The following is an 18,861-nucleotide window of genomic DNA, read 5'->3' as shown; positions in this document are numbered from 1 at the left end:
CCCCTAAAGCCTTGATGGATGCTACACTAAGCCGCGCTTTTGCCTCCCACCAATAAGGACCGCCCTCAATGAGAGCTAGCCTCCGCAGCAGAATGATTGAAGTATGTGATAGTAAAATAGCCTACAAAGGCGACAACGTGGGGTTATCTTTTTACGCGTTTTTTGCCAATAAAAACAGCGACCCAGAACTACTTATGGAAGCAGCCACTTGGTGGATAAAAACCCACCAGCTTGATCACTTTGAAAAAGCCGTAAAAATCAAAAAAATGGTCGAAGATATGTAATCCTCTACTAGGCAAAGCGGTTACAGCAATTAACCTGCTATTGAATAAATACAAGCCGTTTAAGAGATACTGACCTTCGTCAGTAAGACAACAGACGTATATTTGGGTACTGCCGCCTTACTAATCAGTGTCATAGTTGAGCCTATCCAGTCATTGTGAACTTGTTTTACAATCTCATTACCTTAAACAGTCTGCCTTTGCTATTGAATAACCCTATTTAACCCACACCTTATTACTTTAAAGTAATAAGGTGTGCTAAATGGAATTTTTAAGTTTTACTGGCCAAAGTATCGGTTTGCTTACCTACTGTATCTTTTTTATCATGTTTGCTATTGCCATAAAAATTATGGTAATTATGGTTAAATGGGGTAAAAAGATGCCTAAAGGCGCATTTATATTTTTAGCCCTGATGCCACTTATTAGCCTTTTCCCAATACCGCCCACCGTGTATAAAAATGTAGAAAAAGCCAAGCAAGAACAACGCAAGCGAAAAGAAGATAATGGTGATGGCCTAAATGACGATGAATAAATAATATCATTCCACATAATTACTTTTAGAGCTAAATGTCACACTAACTGCGTTACTAGGCAGGGCAACCGCATGAATGAGCACTTTTTACCCAGCGGTTATTCCCGCCGTCAAAATAGCCTCTAAATATTCAGTTTTCATCCAAGCTTTTTTCTGCTTTTTTGGAATGCTTAATTTGGATGGCTCTTGTCTGAGCATGTTCAATGCCAACTGCCGTAATACAGCGAGATTTTCTGCTCCATTATCTTGATAAATTTGGCAATTATCCTCATTCATACTCACATCCAGTACCCAATGCAGACTGTTTTCTATTTGCCAATGATGACGAACGCCATTAGCCAGTTGCTGTTCATTTAAATTGGCTGAACTGATGTGATATCGGTAGCTTAATTCTGACTCTTTACCTTTGGTTGCCCGAAAGCCAATACTCATACCTAGTGTACGCAATTGGGACCATTGGGGAAACTGCTCGGTCAGCGCGCTGGCATCTTGTGTATAGTAGATTCTGGCCTCAATTCGACCCTTATTTTGTTCTATAATAATACCATCCATCGGCTGCTGACGCTGGGCTTTAAATGCTCGTTTTACCGCTTCAAATAAGGTGCTTTGATTTGCTTTTAGTGCTAATAAATAGCCTCCTCCCTTATCAATAATTTTCTCGGCAATATCCGTTTGGCAGCCCATTGCGTCAATGGATACCAGTGCGCCACTGACGTCTAACATATCTAATAACTCTGGAATGGCAGTAATTTCATTCGACTTATCAGCTGTTTTTATTTGCCCAAGGACAAGTTTGTTGGCGCAGGCAAAGGCGTTCACCATATGAATGGTGGCGCTGCGGTCATCGCGATGATAAGAGCTTCGCAGTGTCTTGCCGTCTATCGCAATAAGTTCGCCTGAAGTGTTTTTTTGAATATCACGCATCCAGTTGGCGAAACAAAACTGAAACTGCTCCGGGTCAATGCGTGATAACGTGCGAGCAATCGTATCGTCGGCGGGTACACCATCAACCAAAAAGCCATGCTTTTGGAACCACTCAAGATGTCCTTCTGCATAATCTCGAATATCTGACCAGCCTTGAGCACCTGCAATTATTCCACACAGGGACACGAACATTAAGTCATGCAGCGGATAGTGGATCTTAGCAGTTTGTCGGCAGTCTTTATTGCATTAAAGTGGATAGCAAAAGCTTCAAGGAACATGGAGTGACGCTCAAAAATGAGTATGAGTTCACAGCAAGCGCGCGAGGTCAACTTTAGAGTATTTTTTTGCTTAAACAATGTTCGCGATCTTGCCCTGCGTTACTAGGCAATGTTCATCTTTGAGATATAAAGTTTATTCAAGTCAAAAACGTTCAATACGCGAAATAAGTAATGAAGCATAATGATTTATGTAAGTTACGAATGATAATCTAGGGGCTAATATGAGTATAAAAGCCAGCTATCTAGCTGGCTTTTATACTTCAACTTCATGCGTTTTTATACAGTAAAGTCGCACTCTTTTTGTGTCCGCCGAGCATAGTATGCAAAGCCTGCTTTTGAGCGTTTATCCTGCAAAATCCAGTCATGGGCTTCTTTGGCTAGTTCAGGGTTGACTTCTTTTATCTCACCCGCAGCTTCTGCTAATAACTGCAGCTTGGCAGCTCGTTCACATTGAATAGCTAACATACAAGCCTCTTCGATAGTGCGACCAGCTACAACTAAACCATGATGGCACAACAGTGCTGCACGCTTATCACCTAAAATACCCGAGATAATTTCACCTTCTTCATTACCCACAGGTACTCCCGGCCACTTCGCCAGAAAAGCGACATCGTCATAAAGCATGCATGTATCCATATGCGAAATTTTTAATGGCCGTTCCAACATAGATAATGCAGAAACATGCGGCGGATGAGTGTGAATAATACACCCTACATCAGGTCTTGCATTGTAAATCCAAGAATGAAACCGATTTGCAGGATTTGGCATTCCATCCCCTTCTATGACTTCCAAATCTTTGTTTACTTTAAGCAAGTTATCTGTCGTTATTTCATCAAAACCATAGCCAAATGGTTGAGTGAAGTATTCACCAGAATGCTTATCACAAGCGGTTATCTGGCCCGCCAAACCTGAGTCATGTCCCTGTGCAAAAAGTATTCGGCATGTAAGTGCCACTTTTTGTTTCTCACTCCACTTACCTTCAGGTAGCTTTTGAGCAATCTCTTCACGACTTTTGGCCATGATAGATTGTTTATCCATTGTTAATGTGGTTTCCATGCTTACATCCATATTGTTACGTGAACGCTATACTCGCACTTTCTAATTTAACTGCGTGAGGTATTTTATTTTCAATCGCGTCAAAAAAGGCCAAACGTGCTTCAATTATTTGTTCACCTGCTTTAATCATATTGTCGAGTTGAAATTCGTTTGAACCTGCTATTTCTAACATAATGTCATTTAATGTTTCTGCATGTCCATCATCACATTCAATATGCAAAAGTAAAAAATGTATTTGTTCATCAGGTACACCATGATGTCTAAATCCCGCGACCAAGCTCGAATACAGCTCAGGTACAATCGCTTCAGCACCAATGCATAATGCACCGAGCCCAAATGCGGGGTTTAACTCTCGACAGTGTGCAAACATACAGTCAATTAAAGCCTGTGTTTCATGCTTAATTTTGGTTGAGTCAAGCTCAATACCAAAACTATCTAACATATTGCGATAAATAATGTGGTGAGGAGTTGGGCTACCTGGCTCTAAACCCAGCTCTTCAAATAAGTTTTCCGCCAATTCCATTACTTGGTCATTTGATGGCAAGTTTGCCATCATGGCACAAAGGTAACGTGTAAAGTAAGCACTGTATAAACCCTGCTGAAGTAAAAATGCTTTTAATTCATCCAGTGAAATTGAACCATCTCTGCACCTTTGCAAAAATGAATGCCCATTCAGCTTTGTTGCTAGCGCTTTAATGCTTGTTTCAAGCTTGCTTATACTCTGTGTCATTTTATTGTCTCCGTCACTCGTTTTTACTTGCTTCTATCCTTTAAAAGAAGCGTTAACATACATTTAAGTAATTACTTACTTAAAACTTGTTTTGCGGCTGCCTTTTGGTATGCAAGAGCCGCCGCAGTGGTCGGTTTAAACTACAATACCAATTCGTTTACAACACCTTTAAGCCGATAACGCTGCAGCTTCCCAGTAACCGTTTTAGGTAAACTTTTTGCGTATTGAAATAAATGAGGATATTTCCACCTTTCAAGATTTTGTTTCGCATATTCCTTTAGCTCTTTCGTCAATTGTTCATAGTCCTGTCGCTTTGTCACCACAAACGCTTTTGGTCTAGTTGTGGTCTCATGATCACCCACTGCTACAACCGCTATCTCAACAACATCAGGGTGGCCTAAAAGTACATCTTCAATATCTTGTGGCGAAACCCACTGACCTGATACTTTAATTACGTCATCTGCCCGACCTATGTAACGGAAATATCCATCTTTATCACATTTGAACATGTCGTTTGTACAGTACCAGCCATCTTTGAACCGAGCCTCAGTTTCAGCATTATTGCTTTCATACCGACTCGGTAAAGTGGGTCCTTTCAACCATAAAGTTCCAATATCACCATGTGAGCAAATAATTCCCCGTCCGTTTAAAATCTTTGCATCAAAGCCTGGGACTATTTTTCCTGTATCCCCAAGCGCTCTATTGGAACCAGGAATGTTGGTGAGATACGTACTAAATGCTTCAGTAGAACCCAGACTATCTAGGATCACGGCATTGAATTTTGCCTGCCACTTTCGATTTAATTCTATTGGCATCCGATCACCTGCAGAAACAAAGCAACGCACTGTAATAAAATCATTGGCACTGATGTTTTCATGTGTCAGCAAGAATTGGTATACGGTTGGCACCGCATAAAAAATTGTTGGTTTATAAAGCTTTATCGATTCAACTATCTCATCAATGGACAACGTAGGTGGTGACAAAATCGCCGTTGCGCTGTTGTATAAAGCGTTAAAACAGTTATGCAAACCAAACGCAAAACTCATTCTAGAGACAGATAGTGCGCGATCACTACTATTGATATTAAGTACTTGCGCGGCATAGCGCTCAGCTGCAACAACAAAGTCTTGATGACGATGTAAAATGAGTTTTGGAATGCCAGTAGTACCAGACGAAAACATGCCAATTGCATAATCAAATGGGCGCGTTCGGGCAGGAGCCCAATGTGTTACTCCTTTATCATCAGCACCATCGCAAATTGGTGCGACTTCTCTAATATTAGCAAATAGAGAAATCAAACCTGTTGGCAAGTGCTCACTCTCACTGGCTAATTCAAAAAAGTCATCATCACCGAATACAATATCAACCTGTGCAGACCTAATCGCTTGGGCAATTGTTTCTGCTTTTAATAATGGGTTAATAATAATGGCTGTACACCCCGAGTACATCAAAGACAACACAGCAATGGTGAAGTGGGTACTGTCATTAGAAATAACCCCAACGCGTGTACCTGGCTTAATATCTAGATTGACGACGTTTGAAACAGCATTTTTTATTGAATGTTCAAAATCGCCATATTTCATATCACCAAGCGCATGATGAATAGCTACTTTGTCTTGTTTAATTGTACGAGCAATTTCTAAGAGCTTATCAGCAAAGTTTAGTGATTCTGTATGCTTCTTTTCATGAGCAAACAAAATAGCATCAACGTTAATATCCTCTTTCCACGTCTTCGCCTCACTAGCTTGCATACAAAGCGAACTTAAAAATGAGTCCGTATTCTCTTCAGTCTTAAGTGTGTCTTTACTTGTTGATAACGTAAGCTCTTCTCGCTCAAGAAATTCAATAAGATCCAAATCTTGTTCGAGCGCGTCATTTACGAACTCTAGGTCTAGTGCCAGCACGCTTGCTATCTTAGTCACCAGCTTCTGTGCTGAGATGTTCACGGTATCCTTGGCTATTTTGACACACACCTCATTAGCCAAAATTTCATCCAGATAACATTCGAAAGGCAAAAACTCTAATTCAATATCTTTTGGAATATGCACCTTTACAGTGCGCCCTTTTACCTCTTCCGAATATTCTAATAAGCTGAAAATAAAACGGTTTAGAGGCGTATCAAGCTCGTCTTGATAATGACCAACCGGACCTAAAATATTTGCAATATCAATTTGCTGTACACTTCGCTGTTCTTCATCACGTGGCAAGTACTTCAGTATTTTTGCGTAACTCTGTGTACTAGCGCTGCATTTAACTAGCGTTTCAACTTCCCAACGCACTGTTTCATGATGATAAATACCCAGCGAGGTCAGTCGCTGCTCTATTTCAACTAACGCGTCATTTGCTCCAGTATTACAGTCGTGGTTATACACCGTCAGCTTTTCTAGCTCGGTTGTACTGAGCAAAACGTTATTCTTGGTGGCTATTTCGTTTAAACATTTAAAAACGACATTTTTACAAGCCACTTCATCCGAACTCTGTCGAATGATGATAGATATGCGCTCACTTAATTGGTCAGTTACTAAGGTCAAAATTAAACGCGCCGTCGCATAATTTAATTCACCAAAAACTATATGATGTTTATTCATGCTTCTAACCCTTCTTCCTCTGCACAAAGTAGATCTTCATCACTTTGTGTATTTATCCCTTCCAATGACGCATCTGCGACATCATCAGACGTAATACCTATAACTTGATAGCGATTTTCATCTCCAGTTGCATACTTAGTGATCGCCCTCATCAAGGCACGGCCCTTAATCAAAATTTCTTCAAACTCTTCTTCAGGATCCGATAACCAAGTGATCGCACCACCAACCCCAATCTCTATAGAATTATCACTTGCGACTAAGGTACGAATCGCGACATTTAATTCTGAGGCACCATTGAGAGACATGTAACCAATTGAACCTGAATAAATACCTCGAGCTGACGATTCAAGATGGTCGATGATCTCAAGTGTTCTAGTTTTAGGCGCTCCGGTCATTGAGCCAGGGGGAAAGGCTGCACCAAACAAGCTGGCAAGTGTTTCTTGATCTTTTAACCTGCCACGAACTGTTGATACTAACTGATGGACAGAAGCGTAACTTTCTATTTGCATCGCTTTAGGAACCCAAACAGAACCGGCTTCACACACACGATTTAAGTCATTGCGCAATAAGTCGACGATCATGAGATTCTCTGCATGATCCTTTTCGCTTTCTGCCAAGTCTTTTATTAACGCTGCATCTTCTTGCTCAGTTGCACCACGTTTTCGGGTGCCTTTGATAGGTTTGGCTTCAACCACGGCATTTCTACCAACACTAACAAACTTCTCAGGTGATGAACAAAGAACAGAAAACTCAGGACAATGTAAATAGGCCGCTCTTGGTGCTGGATTTACTTGCCTTAACACATTGTAAAGTGCAAAAGGCTCTACATTTAGCGTTGAACGTATCCTATTAGTTAAGCAGATCTCATAACTTTCACCTTGTAAGATGTATTCCTTACAATGCGCTATTTTTTCAATATACTCTTTTTCGCCGTCTTCCAAGGTAAACTCAACATTTTGCTGCGATTTATTATACTTATCCAACAAAGCATGAGAGTTAGCAGCGGTGTTAACGCCTTCTTTTTCAATCTTTTTAAGGGTGTTACACGTTGTTTCCAACCAAGTAAGTGCATCACTCTTTGTTTTACCTACCACATTGCCTTTTTCAATAGCAACAACATAAACAAGTCCCGTTTTGTGATCAAAAGCAATAAAGCGATCTACAAATACTCCAGAAGCATCGGGGTGTTTTGAGCTATATTTACTCTCTACTGATTCCGTTTCAGACTTCAACTCATAACCTTGAAAGCCCACCAAGCCACCACAAAAATCAAATGGTAAATCTTCCGCACCAATCACTGTGGCCGCTAAAGACTCGGCTACAAAGTCTTGGTAACACTTTGTTAATTCAGTTTTTTTACCATGGGTATCTAAAGTAATGTTTTTTGTTTCAACATCATAAGCAAACCAGAATGATTCCGCACCACTGGCATCCCCCATAAATGAAAAACGTGCTTCAGCGTTATTAATCGAACTTGAATCTAACCAAAAGCTGTACTTTGACTTTTTATACAATGCTCTAAACACATCAACTGCTTTCACATCGACATCAAGTGTTTCAAAATGACAATGCCACTGTGTTTTCTGTACTTGCTCTATATCCTCATTTGCTAACGCTGATTTCTCCGCAAGCAAAGCGGGTTTTTTACATTCAATATAATGACGGTCAACCAACATTTTAAAGTTTTCAATTATCTGTCTGCCGCAGTTGGTATAGACAGATTCTGGGTGGAATTGCACACCCCACATAGGACGGGTGCGGTGTTCAACACCCATAATCATGCCATCTTTTGTAAAGGCCGTTGCTATCAACTCCTCAGGCAATGGTTGATGTGCGATCAAAGAATGATAGCGCACGATTTCCAGAGAGTTTGGTAAATTTGAAAAAATGCCACTACCACCATGTACAATCTCACTTGTTCGACCATGATAGGGAACCCCTGAAAGCTCAACATTTCCGCCCATACAGACGACAATAGACTGGTGTCCTAAACAGATGCCTAGTAACGGCTTATCAGTTGTTTTTATTATTCTTTCACAGATCCCTATATCACTTTCTCGATACGGTGTACCAGGACCTGGTGAGATGACTATTGCATCAAACTCTTCGACATCAACAGTTTCATCACGATTTTTTACTACTGTCGGTAAAACACCAAATACTTCACTAATGTACTGATAGAGATTAAATGTAAAACTATCGTAGTTGTCTACAATCAAAATTTTCACAGTCTTTCCTTAAACTTAAAACCTAAAACACAACCTGAAAAGGCAGGTTAATTATCCAAATAAGAGATAAAGCACTTTTTAAACAAGCGCTGCCGCTTTATCCTCACTCACCACTGTCTCAATGCCGTCAACGTAATCATTACCAGAAGGTGTGGAGGAGTAACCTAACGGCTTAAAGCCTTGGTTTCTTGCCACATCTAACACATAACGAGCCTGTGAATAAGGAATTGATTTTCCAGAACTAAAGCGTCCCTCGCAGCCTTCCATTGCCAATGCAATCGTTTCAGATAAACAAGCAAGGTTAATTCCCGGTGGTAAGCCAACCATATTGACGTCGCCATAACGTAAGGCTTGAGGTTGAATAACTAACCCTCCCTCAAGCACCTCTGCTTTTTGTTCTGGTGTCACAATGAAATCAAATGGACGCGCGGTATCAACTGCAATCGCACCTTCTTTTAAGAATTCAGTACTTAAGAAAGCTTTACCTTCACTTGTTGCTGATACGACAAAATCTGATTGTTCCAATGTTGATTGGTAACAATCACTTGTACCCAATCCCATAGATACAATTAAATCGTCGGCTAACAACAACTCACACACTTGTGTTACTGCTTGCTCTGGGGCTTCATTTAACGCGCCTATGTAGCTGGAAAGTTCCGGCATAGATGAGTGGATATAGCCTTGAATATTATCGATTACAGAACCAGGTTGTGCATTTTGTTCTGCACTAAACGCTAATTGACATAGGATTGGCACCAACTCGACAAGTAGACGTTTTTCCGTTCCAGGGCGTCCCATTAGAATAATATTGTCGCACCAATGTGATAACTCACTTACCATGAGTTTACCCACTGCGCCACGTGCACCAATTACACTGATCACTGAACCAATTAAGTTATAATTTGCAGCTTCAATGACCGTTTCCGTGGTTGCCAATGCAGTTAAGCTATTGCCCGTAGTAAAAGATAAACCGTCAATATCATCCAAATTTTGCTCACCACCACGAGTTATTACCGATGTGTATGCGCCTAAACCGAAAAGCTCCACGTCCTCACGTTTTGCCACAGCTACAAATTCCTTCATTAAGTTTACTTTTTCTGCAGTCGATAAGTTCATCATGTCTCGCGCTTGGATCGGGCTCATTATCATCAAGCCATCCGCATAGGTATGCTCATCACTTACGGTAAACTCAAGCGCAATTTCTGGCGCATAATCCACAGCCCCTACTTCCATTATTAATTCAGCTAATTCGCGGATTTCTTTTTCACTATAGTGAATGTGCATACTCTTAGGCATCATGCGGATACAGTCTTCAACCACCGTAAAGTGCATAAAGAACGCAAACTTTTTGCCACGTTTTTTACCCGTCCCTGTATAGTGGGTTGATACTGTTTGGCCAGCTCTCGCTGCAGGATAATATTGCTCAACGCTTGGCAAGTCAGATAGTGGCTTTTCAATTAAACCCGCAAATAAGATGTCATAGCGACTGTTTTGCACCATATCGCATACGTTTTGCACCGCTAAAAAGAAGTCTTTAATGTCCTGTTCACTGACGTTAAGTGGTGGTTCAAAACGAATTGAGCACTTGTCAGATAGCAATGGCATCACCATCATGTTGTGCTCATTCAATAAATAACTACAGAATAACCACGCCAGTGAACCACTGTTTTGCATATAAGTGACAAAATAGTTTGTCTCAGCTTGGTTATCCTTAAATTGCAGCGCTCTCATTAAACCGGCACCACGACAGCTAAAAATACCTGGGTATTGCTTAGTTAATCGCTCACACTCTTCATCAACTAAACTCGATATTTTTCTTACGTGGGTAAGTGCTGCCCCCTCATCTTTTTGTAGTTCTTTGAGCACAGCACGACCAACTGCGGTTGCTAATCCATTGTTAGCGAATGTGGAACTGTGCTTTCTATCAAATTCTGCAGTTGCAACCCAGTTGGAGTAAATAGCAGCACCTGTTGGGATCAAACCACCACTGAGAGATTTTGCTAATAATAAAATATCTGGTGTAACGCCTAGATCCATCGCAGCACACATATCGCCGGTACGCCCTAGACCTGTTTGTATTTCATCAAAAATAAGTGCTGTACGAGTCTTGGAGCAAAGCTTTCTTGCACGCTCAAGCCATAAAGGGTCAGCCACATTCATTCCCCCTTCGCCTTGAATTGGCTCAACGATGAACGCTGCATACTCTTGAGTTTCAAGCTCTTTTTCTAACGCATCAAAATCATTTAGTGCTAATTTGCAAAATGAATCATCTGAATTGCGTAAATGGTCAATATTATGGCGACGAGAATTTGTTGCTAGCAAAGCAGAGTATGTTTTACCATGAAATGAACGCTCTACTGATAAAATCTTCTTTCTACCAGTTTTAATTCGCGCTAATTTAAAACCAACTTCTACCGTTTCAGCACCACTGTTAGCAAACGTAACATTCTTAGCCCATCCACCCAACGCATCAACAAGCTCTTGAGCAAACACCTCGGTTTCTTCTTGAAAAATTGGTTGGGTAAATACGGGCGATTTATTCTGCAGATGTTCTGCAACAGCTTTAACACAAAACTCTGGATTGTGGCCAAAAGGCAATGCCCCGTATTGTGATAAATAGTCACGAACCACTCGCCCATCTTTGGTATAAATTTTATTATATTCACACGTAGCAATTGGTATATCTAGTTCAAGTTTGCCCGTTAGAAATTTTCGATAACTGTTAATTAATGACACTATTTTTCCCCATGCCTATAAAGTAGAATGACGGTTTGACACATGCACAGACCTTAAGTATTGCCTGCTCACCTTCGACAAGTAACGCATCGTTACTGAATATTTATCCAGTCAGTTATAAGTGACTGTTGCATAAAACATGGCGAATAAAGTCAATACGTTCACCACGAGATAATGGGTGGAAATTCAGACAATTCGCTACTTGCAAAAGATATCTAACATCTTCATTACCCAAATACTTCATACCTCCCAAGCTCATAACTGCAAGGTTATTTGCACGCTCAATGCACTGAGACACCATAGTGCGTACCGCTATTGCTGTGGCAACTAACTCTTCACTGGGTGCTTGGGAGTCAATCTGTGCTGCAATACCTTCTAGTGCAAGGGCTGCGGTTTCAAGCTCAATAGTTATTTGGCTCACATCTGTTGAATTTGCAGGTTCTGCTTCAAAGCAAAGTGCAGCTAAGCGAGATGCAGCACCAAGGTAAGAGGCTGCAACCATAACTTGAAAACTACTTAAACCAACCAACTCAGTAATTTCTATCACTTGTTTTGTTTTGTCTGGCTCAGCACCCGTTTCCATTAATGCAACGTTGTCTTTACTAACTTCTAAGCCTCGAAATGCAAGTTCATTACTACTTGTCGCCGTTAAGATTGAAGAAGGCCAAAAAGGTACTTTTTCAATCTTCGCTGCATTCATATTTTCAACGATGAGTAAGCCCCGAGACTCTGGATCTGAACTATTTGGGTTTGCAATACCAACCAATGCCAGATCAGCAAAATCAGCCATAGTGCAAGGCTTTTTGCTACCCGTAATCACAAACTTGTCGCCACTTGAATTTAATTGGGCGTTTACCGATGAACTCAAAATATTGGCACCAGGGCGCGCCTCTGCAAACCCAGAGCAAAATACCAGTCTGTCGTTGGCAACACTAGTAAGCACCATTTCAGTGATAGCAAGTGATGAATCCATCGCTCTATTTAATGCGTAGGTTGTATGGTTGTGCATCGTCATCATAATAGCGAGCGACGGACTTAAGCTGCCAACATAACGATGTATTCGTACCGCAGATACCAAATCGGCCCCCGAACCACCTAAGTTTTTACCCACCATCAAGCCTGGATTCGCCTGATTTTTGAAGATTTGAAACAATTCACGACCATCACTCACTTCACGCTCAGCCATCTGTTTTTGTTTTAATACTGTGGCGAGTTCTGGAACAAATTGTTCAGTCGCTAATTTTTCCCTATTTAAAAACATAATTTCTCCTTATAATAATAAATGTTGATAGACCCTTCAGGTACACGTCATTGCACAAGTAACCCTCGAGGTTTGCGTCCGATAAAGTAAATTTTTTATGGCATACCGAATCTAATTGTTCGGTATACCTCTTTGTAGGTTTGTAGTCGGCTCTAGTGAGTAGCTGCTTTGGAGAAGAAGTGTATAACCATTACTCCAGTGATGATCATCAGCAACCCCATTATAGCTGGAAGGTCAGGGATCTCTTTAAAGAACACTGCGCCAATAATAGTGATCAACACGATACCAAGACCAGCCCATACACCATAAGCAACACCTACCTGAATCGAAGAAAGGGCTATAGATAAAAAGTAAAAAGCAGCGCCATAGCCTAAAACAACGACAATGGATGGACCTATTTTGGAGAATTCTTCAGACATTTTAAGTGCTGAAGTTCCAATTACTTCTGACAAAATAGCTAGACCTAGAAATAAGTACGGCATAAGTTTTTTCCTATATTAAGTTTTAAATGAGTAAATCAATCCTTGTGTGTGTGGCGCGTTAACACGCCACACACACCCACTAATCAATATGAGAAAATATGTCACCCTATTGGGGTTACACTCCCTCTTCTAACAACGCTTTTTTTGACGAACTCGTTGACGTTTTTGGTTGTTCAACCACACTGCAAATTTCATTGAGTATTTCAGTAAATGGTTCTACCACAACCTTTTTCATAGGCTCTGTAAAACACCTTGAATCGTATACAAGAGTCAGCTTTAATCGGCCTCTAAAAGTACAGAAAAAGAAGCCAAGCCTTAGTGGGCCACCAACATTAGGGAAGCTAAAAAAGTCTGTTACTTCTGAGTTACCAAACTCATAGGAGTCAAAGTTGAAAACACCTAAATTAGAGATCAACATATTGCCTCTGAGCTTATCGTCTAACACTGAACTAACATATTTGGCACGCAAAAATGGTGGCAAGACTAAGAACGCGCCCACCCAAAGCTTCTGTTGATACCAGTCTTCAAAGATTTTTCCGTCTTTAAGGCCCGTGATATAATCGGTAATATCTTTGATGATCTCAATTTCAGATTTATTCGTATTAAAATCTTTGAAATGATTGATACTAAATGCGTCATATGACATCGACACATCTTCATCAGAAAACTGGCGCATCGTTAGTACATCTAACAACTGAAACCCCAAACGTTCGCAGTCATGATTAAATTTGTGTTGGTATTTCATCATAGCCAACACAAATAAAACGTGTACGGAGGTATTGTAATGCTTCGCAGCTTTTTTTAACTTACCCAACATGTCATCTGGCAAAGCATCTGAGTATATTGATCGAGTAGCTTCCTCTTTTGGGTCTGGCAAGTTTAACCCTGTCACTTGAAACCCTGGTTTAGAGAGGAATGCTTTAATGCCTCGGCAAAATATTTTCACCCTTTGCGTAAATGGTAATTTATCAAGATAAACGCGACCTACATCACGCCGCTTTACAATATATTCGCTTCTATCTACAGCATGGGAATGCGTTAAACCAGTGTAGATTTTTGCAATATCTTTGAATAAAATAAAACCAGATTGTGCATCAGCAGATGCATGATGCGATACGCTTTGCAGATAGTACTTGTCATCACCGGTGTAAATGAGGTAAAACCGCACTAAACGCTCTTTAGTAAAGTCAGCTTTGCGGCACCAAGTGTGAGTTGCAATTTTATCCTTAATTTCAAGCTCTGAAAGAGCACTATAATCACAGCGTTCAACTGATATGGGCGTGCCTTCTGCGAGTGGCTCCCAGTCATAACCAAACAACCGTGGTTTTATACAACACTTTAAAATTGGCTGCTTATCTACAGCTATTGCAATCGCTTCTTGTAAACGTTTGAAATCTATTTCCCCAGTGATTTGGATGATCTCTGCTGAGTGAGAGTTCATTAACTTACCCCAAAGCAAGTAATTTATATTTAAATGAGTTAGTTTCATGTTATTCCCTTAAGCTAAATATGAGCTAGATCAGCGCTATCACACCACACTGATCTTTTTAATGTCTTCATTTTTATTTTGATCAAAGTGCTCACTGATACGATTTTTTAAGCTTCTTTTTAATACTTTCCCCGTTAATCCTCGTGGGAATTCATTTAAAGTAAATACAAAGTGTTTGACCTCTTTTGCCAAATCGAACTGCTTTATTGTCGATACAATAGAGTCGTAATCTTCTTCTTTAGCGTCTGATTGGATTACACACGCCACACTTGGATTATCATCACCATTTAGGTTGATTCCTAATACGCAAGCATTTAAAACACCATCAGCTTTAATCACCTGCTCTTCCAGAGCTAAAGTAGAAATTGGCCCGCTGCTAGTCTCAATAAGGTTCACGCCTCTATCCATATGATAAAAGCGACCTCGGCGATCTTTATAAACCACATCACCTGTCCACCACCAATCATTGTGGAATACACCTAACTCTTTCTCGCTATTGTTCCAATAACCTTTAAACATGGTTGGACCGCTTACCACTAGTCGCCCAGGCTGATTCACAGGCACCTCATTCCCATATTCATCAACGACGTTAACTCTTAAACTATTGTTCACTGGGCGACCAAGGTAACGACCAAAGCGGTTACTGTATGAAGAAATGCTTCTCATCAATGCAGGTACACCTGTTTCTGATGAGCCGAGTAAGTCAATAAACAAAGATTTCATCACTACTTTGCCGAACACTCTTAACAACGCACCTTTTTGTACAAATTCACGCTGGTGAACCTCATAACTTACATCCGCAACAGATACCCACATTTTTATAGTATCCAGGCGGTAATTATCTAATCCTTCGTTGTACATCTTTGCGTAATTACCTGCAAAAGCGATAAAGTTGTTAGTCTTGTACTTATCAATACTCTCTAAAACAAACTTTGCAGAGAAATCTTTAACTAGCCATCGAGTGGTATCACATGAAACAAGGGAAACTAAAAAAGCACAGTGTGAAATCCAATGATTACATGGCATAACGAGCATTACTTGCTCATCTTTTGATGTGAAAATAGCTTTAGAATTTGACAGTAAAACAGCCACTAATGTTGAGTCTGTATGCGTGACAGGTTTAGGAATACCAGTAGTACCTGATGTATGAGGGATGAGTACCACGTCGTCTGGACTAAGCTTAATACACTCAAATTCATCAGACTGTTCTTGTGCAGCATCCTCAACATAACACCCTCGTTCATCAAGGTTTTTATCGTCTAAACTGATGTAATGTTCTACCTGCTGAGTAGGGTAATTCTCACCCCATATTGCTGATTCAGTGACAAGTATATTGACACCCGTTTGGGTCAGATATTCGTCTAACTCAACCTTATCAAAGCCACCATTCATAGGCACAGCAATACCACCAGCTCGAACTATTGCCAAAAACCATATGTGGTATTCCATGCTGTTATCCAGCAAGATCCCCACTCTGTCATAGCGATTAATATGGTATTTATTTTTTAGAATATTGCTGTAGGTATTCGCTCTTTTTCTCAAACATTGCGCTGATAGTCCCCGACTAGTGTCAGTAGAGCTTTCAGACATCTGAAAGAATATACTCTTGTCGCCGTGTAGTTCACTCGCTACATCAATTAGATTTGAGACACTAAGTCTATCCCTTTTTTGTGCAAGCATCCTTTTTATCGATGATAAATTTCCATGATAAGACATTTTCGCTCCAAAATATCAACAATGATAGTTTATGGTTAAATGTAACTAGATAATGCATAAGGGAGGTAATTAGTTAGGAAAGCTGGCTTTGAGCTTTCTATAAACGTATAAATACCTATTCCTTTTGTATTCATCTTGTAATATAAATATGATCTATTTGACCTTTTACTTCGTATTTAATCTATAAGTGTAATACGGTCAATTTTAACTTCGTCAGTTGCAATCATGCAGATTCCTGCTAACAATTTCTTTTATCAATGGGCTGATGGAAAATACTTTATCGCCTATTTGTGATAAAGGTATTACACCCATTAACGAGTTACTGATGGCAATAGAATCAGCGCAAAGCAGCTCATTTTTAGTGATGTTTTTAATGCAAACAGGGGCTTTCGCTGCCTCTTGTGTTTCTATCACCTTGCGTCTCACCACGCCACTAACACCCGATTTATCAAGCTTTGGTGTATAAAGCACACCATCTTTCTCAATAAATAAGTTAGACATAGTACCTTCGATGACCAATTCGTCATTATCCAACAAAACCCCTTCTCGAATTTGTGGATCTTGCCACTCAGCCCTAGCGATTACTTGCTCTAATCGATTGAGATGTTTTAGACCCGCTAAGTTCGTATTGTGAGATAGCCGAGTTTCACAAAAAATTGCTTTCACACCATTTAGGTAGTCACGTTCATTCGTAACATATTCGGGACTCGACATCACGATAACTGTTGGCTGCTCATTGCCTGTATATATGTAACCTCTGTTACCAATACCACGGGTAACAATAATTTTTAGTACTAAATTTGGGCCTGTTTCTTTAATTACTTGATCCACGTCATTTTGCAAATGCTTTAAGTTGGGCACAGCAATTTTTAACGCATTACAACTATGTACAAGCCTATCTAAGTGCATGTGCCACAGCTTGGGCATTGCTCCTTTAACTTTAATCGTTTCGAAGATTCCATCACCATAGAGTAGACCCCTATCTTTTACACTAATCTCGCTTTTTTGTTGTCCATTTACAATAATCACAATACCGCTCTACTTAGTTTTTTTACATTTCACCCTTACGTCAAAAAACAAAACAAAAAAAAAACATTATTTACATATGTAATTTTAAATTGAGCTTACTTGACCGTGACACCGTTATCCGCTGTTTCAAAGCATGAGATAGCACACATGCTCAAATAGCCAACAACAAACAGTTATTGTACTTACCATACAACAACTTAATAATTTTATTTTTTCTTTTCTTTACTTGTGAACTATACTAACTAGTTAAATAAATATGTCAATACAACCAATAACTAAAATGCAACATTAAAGTTACCTATGATATTTTTTCCGCTACATTTTGACTATCCAACAGCGTTTTTTTTGGTCAGTTCAACGCATTTAAGTACCTTTTTATGTCATGAACCTACTGATATCCATCCATATAAAATCCCCGCTTTATAGGCATTAATATCATCAGCCTATTTAACTTCATGCTCATATCCATAGGTAAAATAACTTCAACTACGTAATTTATGCGCGCTTTCCACTTGACCAAATTAGAAATTGCACCGAAGCCATGATGCTCTGCCGTTCCAATAAAAAAGTCGCCCAATGGTCAGGTAATGCTGATCAGTTAAGAAATCAACAGGTCAGTTGACCGATCTTTAAAAGGGTTGGTAATCCTCCCGAAAAATAGTTGACGTCAAAAGTGGAATTTTCTCGTAAAATAATCGAAGGAGATTCTGCATGAAAAAATCAAAATTTAGTGATAGCCAGATTATGGCTATTTTAAAATAAGCTGATGAAGGTATTCCTGTTCCTGACATTTGTCGTGAACATAACTTTGGTAATTCAACATTTTATAAGTGGCGCTCCAAGTATGGTGGTATGGATACGTCTTTAATGGCTCGAATGAAGGAGCTTGAAGAAGAAAATCGTAGACTTAAAAAGATGTAAGTCGATGAAAAACTAAAAGCAGAAATCGTGCACGAAGCAATGCAAAAAAAGTAGTAAAGCCATCGAAACACAAAGAGATGGCGCAATACTTCGTTGCCTCTATGGGCGTAACTATAAAGTTAGCTTGCCAAGCTTTTCAAATAAGCGAAACGTGTTATCGATACAAAGCAAAGCTTTCTGATGAGAATCAATAAATAGCTCAAATGCTTGTCGATTTAACCAATGATGAAAGCGACTGGGGTTTTGGTCTTTGCTTTGATTATCTGCGTAGGAACCGCAAACGTGTTTACCGCATTTATACTGAGCTTTCATTGAATCTGAGAATAAAGCCAAGGCGACGCTTAAATCGTCATAAGCCAGAGCCCCTCAAAGAGCTAATTAAGCCGAATCAAGTTTGGTCAATAGATTTTATGCATGACCAGCTAAGTAACGGTCGCACAATTCGCTTGTTTAACGTTATTGACGATTACAAACGTGAAGGGTTGGTAATAATGGTTGTGCCGTTATAACTATGAACGACCACATAAAGCTAATAATGGTTTCCCACCATTAAAGGCTGCTTAAATACTCCATTTTTGATGTCTATTAAAAAAGGGATGATCACCTTACC

12 protein-coding genes and 2 pseudogenes are annotated in these 18,861 nt (G+C 39.9%); 3 read left to right on the top strand and 11 right to left on the bottom strand.

Annotation, left to right across the window (positions count from 1 at the left end):
- Positions 1-68: 68 nt before the first annotated feature.
- Positions 69-284, top strand: a complete 216-nt coding sequence (locus OCI93_RS01135) for a DUF6500 family protein (protein ID WP_261591545.1) — start codon at positions 69-71, stop codon at positions 282-284.
- Positions 285-606: 322 nt separating this feature from the next.
- Positions 607-813, top strand: a complete 207-nt coding sequence (locus OCI93_RS01130; RefSeq protein WP_410007610.1) for a hypothetical protein — start codon at positions 607-609, stop codon at positions 811-813.
- 87 nt (positions 814-900) lie between these two features.
- Here the strand turns inward: OCI93_RS01130 and OCI93_RS01125 are convergent.
- The 11 genes and pseudogenes from OCI93_RS01125 to pabC form a co-directional block, all read right to left on the bottom strand.
- Positions 901-2,015 (bottom strand): annotated as a pseudogene (locus OCI93_RS01125) (ISAs1 family transposase).
- A gap of 276 nt (positions 2,016-2,291) precedes the next feature.
- Positions 2,292-3,071, bottom strand: a complete 780-nt coding sequence (locus OCI93_RS01120) for an aldolase (protein ID WP_261595084.1) — start codon at positions 3,069-3,071, stop codon at positions 2,292-2,294.
- A gap of 16 nt (positions 3,072-3,087) precedes the next feature.
- The gene (locus OCI93_RS01115; RefSeq protein ID WP_261625585.1) at positions 3,088-3,801 is read right to left on the bottom strand and encodes a TenA family transcriptional regulator; all 714 of its coding nucleotides are present in this window, start codon (positions 3,799-3,801) and stop codon (positions 3,088-3,090) included.
- A gap of 140 nt (positions 3,802-3,941) precedes the next feature.
- Positions 3,942-6,389 (bottom strand): AMP-binding protein, encoded by a 2,448-nt coding sequence (locus OCI93_RS01110; protein WP_261625584.1) that lies wholly within the window; start codon positions 6,387-6,389, stop codon positions 3,942-3,944.
- Positions 6,386-8,617 (bottom strand): aminodeoxychorismate synthase component I, encoded by a 2,232-nt coding sequence (gene pabB / locus OCI93_RS01105; RefSeq protein ID WP_261625583.1) that lies wholly within the window; start codon positions 8,615-8,617, stop codon positions 6,386-6,388. The genes OCI93_RS01110 and pabB overlap by 4 nt, the downstream gene beginning before the upstream one ends.
- A gap of 78 nt (positions 8,618-8,695) precedes the next feature.
- Positions 8,696-11,353: an aminotransferase class III-fold pyridoxal phosphate-dependent enzyme gene (locus tag OCI93_RS01100; protein ID WP_261595088.1), complete on the bottom strand. Its 2,658-nt coding sequence runs from the start codon at positions 11,351-11,353 to the stop codon at positions 8,696-8,698.
- Between the two features lie 115 nt (positions 11,354-11,468).
- Complete coding sequence (locus OCI93_RS01095; RefSeq protein ID WP_261595089.1) at positions 11,469-12,614, bottom strand: acyl-CoA dehydrogenase family protein; 1,146 nt, start codon at positions 12,612-12,614, stop codon at positions 11,469-11,471.
- 152 nt (positions 12,615-12,766) lie between these two features.
- Positions 12,767-13,096 (bottom strand): DMT family transporter, encoded by a 330-nt coding sequence (locus OCI93_RS01090; RefSeq protein ID WP_261595090.1) that lies wholly within the window; start codon positions 13,094-13,096, stop codon positions 12,767-12,769.
- 115 nt (positions 13,097-13,211) lie between these two features.
- Positions 13,212-14,585 (bottom strand): condensation domain-containing protein, encoded by a 1,374-nt coding sequence (locus OCI93_RS01085; protein WP_261625582.1) that lies wholly within the window; start codon positions 14,583-14,585, stop codon positions 13,212-13,214.
- Between the two features lie 39 nt (positions 14,586-14,624).
- Positions 14,625-16,301 (bottom strand): class I adenylate-forming enzyme family protein, encoded by a 1,677-nt coding sequence (locus OCI93_RS01080; protein ID WP_261625581.1) that lies wholly within the window; start codon positions 16,299-16,301, stop codon positions 14,625-14,627.
- 213 nt (positions 16,302-16,514) lie between these two features.
- The gene (gene pabC, locus OCI93_RS01075) at positions 16,515-17,330 is read right to left on the bottom strand and encodes an aminodeoxychorismate lyase (protein ID WP_261595093.1); all 816 of its coding nucleotides are present in this window, start codon (positions 17,328-17,330) and stop codon (positions 16,515-16,517) included.
- 711 nt (positions 17,331-18,041) lie between these two features.
- On the opposite strand from pabC, the pseudogene OCI93_RS01070 reads away from it, so the two are divergent.
- Positions 18,042-18,748: pseudogene (locus tag OCI93_RS01070) on the top strand (transposase); the annotation flags it as partial.
- Positions 18,749-18,861: the final 113 nt, after the last annotated feature.

The sequence above is a fragment of the Pseudoalteromonas holothuriae genome, from assembly GCF_945859825.1.
In the GTDB taxonomy this organism is placed as follows: Bacteria; Pseudomonadota; Gammaproteobacteria; order Enterobacterales; family Alteromonadaceae; genus Pseudoalteromonas; species Pseudoalteromonas holothuriae.
The sequence above is the reverse complement of the archived record's forward strand: the minus strand, read 5'-3'. Positions and strand labels throughout refer to the sequence as shown.